The following is a 3,538-nucleotide window of genomic DNA, read 5'->3' as shown; positions in this document are numbered from 1 at the left end:
AAATCCCCCACACAAGATGTCATGGTCAGGGATAGCTGTTGCGTTGATTTTTGTGATGTCGCCATGTGGTTCTACTCCAAAGTTTTTAATGTATATCTGTCTTGCATATTTATCAATCTCGCTACTGAACACAAGTTCTATATCTGGGTTGGCTTGTAACATTCCCTTTTCAAACCCTCCTATACCTGAAAATAATGATGCTATTCTAATTATTACCACCCCACCGACTTGATATATTCAATGATATATTCTTTCAGTTCAGTCGAACATAAATCATCATATTGATTGTATATATTACCATGAACCACCCAAAAAACACGATCCTTCCATTCTAAATTATGATATAGTTTTTTTATTGCGGGTATTTGAAATTGTTGATGTATTAATTTCATTATTTCTATTTGTGATTTATTTAATATAGGTATATTTTCTTCGGATTTATTAATAATATCTTTTATTTTATTATCTGAAAAATGAAACGCACCTATAAAATTATTAATATTATCTGATATCATGAGAAGGTTACCTCAGTTACTCTCCGGTTACCATCGTTAATTTCTTTTGACAGCAGCGCCCGCTCTATAAAAAACGCACGGGTTACCAAGTTACCTCGTTTACAGCGTTTTAACCTGTATATAGGTGTGTGTGAATTTAATTTTAATATATTAGTAGTTTTAGTAATAAAATCCTTTTTGCCTATACAAGGTAACTTGGTAACTTGGTAACCTATATAACATTTACATATCAGAAGACACACCACACCGTTACCTTTAGTTACCTCGTTTACTTTATTTAGTATATTTTCAGTCATTTCTAACCCCCACACGTATAACCTTTTTTGTTTTATTATAATATTTTACAACATAATTTGTAAATTTTTTACCGTTTTTATCTTCATACTGTATAATAATTTTTTCATCCACCCAATCTTTTATAACACGCCTATAATTAAATCCACCCCTTTCTAAAACTTCTTTAAGCATGTTAGGAAAAATATCTATATATGTATCTGTAACATTCCCATAAATATCATATGGTGTCTTCCCTGTAATTTCCATCATATCAACCAAAAAATATTTTTCTTTTGTATGAAACCACGACATAAAATATTCATATGCTTTCATTGAATATTTTGCCTCAGACATTATATTAATATACTCTCTATAAACATCTGCACATATAACAGGCGCTTCTTTTTGTTCACCACCACACATACCAACAACCTCTTCAAAAATTAACCCACCCAACGCAATCACGGCAAACATAGACGCCGATCTTCCACCAATACCATTCAATGAAATGTTAAGCTCTGTTGCCAAGTCATTAAACTTTTTTGTAAGCTCAGTATAATATTGTTGCAATTCTTTTTCATTATCAATAATTTTATGTATGATGTATTCACCCAACACACCATAACACGATTCAACACCAATCTTAAACTCATCAATGGCTTCCTTATCATATACTCCCAACCCCCCAAACAATTCAATCGTGCGCATAGCCATTCCCGTAAAAGAATTGTCATTAATTAACGGCTCTTCACCAGTTGTAAAGGCAATGGTTTTCCAGTTGGCTGTGTCTTGTAACCCCCCCTCTTTCAATCCTCGCAATTTCCCAGTTTCATTAGCGATTAAATATATAAAATTTTTAGTGTCGTCTTCGTTTGTGGTAGACGTTTCATCTATAAATATTGGAAGGTCTGTAAATATAGTGGCCAGGCGCTCTTTACCAACAGCCGTACCAAACCCAGACATAATAAGTTTTCCAGGATCTCCCCAGATAGACATAGCCAGTTCTGATGTTTTTGTTTTTCCTGTTGATGAATCACCATAATCATGAACAACAAAAGATTTTTGGTTAACAAGTTTCAGCAGCGGGGCCGCACACGCAGCATAACATTTAATTCTCGCCCGATCATATTTTAATATTTTTTTAGTGTATGATACCCACTCAGCCGCTGTACCATTACATTCCAACCCCTGGATGCTTTTATCTGGGACCTGCATAATCTTTATATTTTTAGTTTCCACATCTGACAACATTCTTGTTCCAAGCACAAAACACATATCATCCTTCCACCCAAACCTTTCAAATACATGATTTAATGGTATATCATTATAATGAATATAATTAGTCAACCAGTTTATAAGTTGCCCTGCTTTCCCCTCTTCTAATAAAGCACCATGAGACGCCACTTCCATTATACCCCTTCTTTGAAATGCGTCTTTTTGATATGACGGGACAATACACAATTTACCATGTGAATAAAAAGCCAGGTCAATCATCATATGATTTGTATCACAATTATAATACTGAAACGGAACCCAAACCGGTGTGTGTGTAATTAGTTTTCTGGTTGTGTTTCCGTCCCGGTCCTCACTCAAGGTATATAATCCCCCATCAACATCAAACCCAAACGGAATTTTTTTTAAATCAAAAATTGATCTATATTCATTAATAGACGCCAAAACCAACAATTCAGATTCGGTCTTGCCTTTAACAACCCCCAACGATTTAACCAATTCAACCAAACCATTCATTTTACCAACACCCATTTTCCAAAAACCCAGGGGATATTTATAATCATAAAGAATTTTATCCTTATCTATTAATTTAATATAAACATTATTATTATTTATAACAGATTCAATATATGGAGAATCCTCAGATTTAGACAGCTTAAATTTAAAATACATGCTCACCTCAACCTAAATGAAACGGTCATCTTATCACCACTAATATATTCTATAACACACTGTGGTTTTTTTCCTTTATCCACACACAAATCTAATCTTTTTTTCAGCCCGATCGCATCTTCAACACTTTTTGGAACTCTTATATACAGCGTTCCATTAAAACTCCTGAATGTAGAACTAAATTTCATAATAATATATGATTAATTTCATATTATATATATCTATTGTTTATACCAAAATGATAAATATAAGCCTATGTGTATAAAAACCTACCAGTCCGTATATGTGTGTTTTACTATATATAAAACACATATATACACATACCCAAAAACCAACAATTTCTATTTATTTTCCACATAAAAATTGTCATCATATATTACAAGATTTTCTAATATCTCAGTAAGTGCTTCTGCGTTTTTCAATCCACGGGTACTACGATATATAGCCAGTTTCCTACCCGCAAGGTCAGTTATTTTAACTCGTATGTTATACACCATTTTTTATTACCTCTTTTTCACATTCTTGATATTCACACAACATTATTACTTTCACCCCGCTTAGTGCTGTGGCGTGGTTGCATCCCCACCGAGAACGAGTTCACTACAAAACATATCTGGATATGCTCGTTTACATTGGCTACAAGTATCTGGCATACTTAAGTACCATTGATTGTTATTCCACAGCATGTAATACTTATAAAAACCACATTCCACAGACCGACATATTCTACTCATTGCATTCACCTCTAATTTTTATTTTCATATTTCATTTCCTCCATAACCATTTCTTGATAATTTTATATATCACAACCAACGGCCAAAGTATAGATATCATGAGGATTG

Annotated in this window: 3 protein-coding genes; all 3 read right to left on the bottom strand. The window is 33.3% G+C overall.

The window, feature by feature from the left end:
* The coding region (locus P1S59_14270) for a DNA cytosine methyltransferase (GenBank protein MDF1527395.1) at window positions 1-219 on the bottom strand (219 nt) is incomplete at its 3' end.
* Window positions 213-515 (bottom strand): hypothetical protein, encoded by a 303-nt coding sequence (locus tag P1S59_14265; GenBank protein ID MDF1527394.1) that lies wholly within the window; start codon window positions 513-515, stop codon window positions 213-215. The genes P1S59_14270 and P1S59_14265, both read right to left, overlap by 7 nt.
* A gap of 288 nt (window positions 516-803) precedes the next feature.
* On the bottom strand, window positions 804-2,696 hold the full coding sequence (locus P1S59_14260; protein ID MDF1527393.1) for a DUF927 domain-containing protein: 1,893 nt from the start codon (window positions 2,694-2,696) through the stop codon (window positions 804-806).
* Between the last annotated feature and the right edge of the window lie 842 nt (window positions 2,697-3,538).

Source organism: bacterium (genome assembly GCA_029210965.1).
GTDB lineage: Bacteria > BMS3Abin14 > BMS3Abin14 > BMS3Abin14 > BMS3Abin14 > JALHUC01.
The sequence above is the reverse complement of the archived record's forward strand: the minus strand, read 5'-3'. Positions and strand labels throughout refer to the sequence as shown.

What these genes read in the sequence shown, in the direction of transcription:
- P1S59_14265 (MDF1527394.1), bottom strand. Translation starts at nt 515, where the DNA reads ATGATATCAGATAATATTAATAATTTTATAGGTGCGTTTCATTTTTCA.
- P1S59_14260 (MDF1527393.1), bottom strand. Translation starts at nt 2,696, where the DNA reads ATGTATTTTAAATTTAAGCTGTCTAAATCTGAGGATTCTCCATATATT.